Raw genomic sequence first — 498 nt, forward strand, 5'->3', positions numbered from 1 at the left:
GCGCTACTTCATTTACCCTGAAATTATTTACTGCCTAAAACTAATACAATGAAAACACCTTATAAAAATATTTACGCCGTCCTTAGAATAAATAGGTTTATCGTCTTGGCCGTCATCATCTGTTCCTCATTATCCAGCTTCTTTGCCGTTTGGATGGCATATAACATTAATAAAAAGGCCTTGAACAATGCTTTTGCCATCAATACCGATGGAAGTATCATTCCATTAAAACTTGTTACTCAAAAGGAAAACTATAAAGTTGAAGCCTTGGCTCATTTACAGCTTTTTCACAATTATTTCTACAACATCGATGCAAGCAATTATGAAAAGAACTTGGAAAAGGCACTATGGCTCGGCAATAGCTCTGTGGACAACCTCTATCGACAAAAAAAGGCGGATGGTGTTTATAATCGCTTGTTGCAATATTCACTAGTTCAAAAGGTGCTTAGCATCGATTCCCAAATCGAAGAAAAACACGGGGCTTACAGTTTTAGAACG

General features: G+C 36.9%; 1 protein-coding gene. It reads left to right on the top strand.

Annotated features, from left to right (window positions below; translation table 11 throughout):
• Positions 1-48: 48 nt before the first annotated feature.
• The coding region (locus HC176_RS16150) for a conjugal transfer protein TraK (protein ID WP_167920030.1) at positions 49-498 on the top strand (450 nt) is incomplete at its 3' end.

This window comes from Tamlana crocina, from assembly GCF_012037625.1.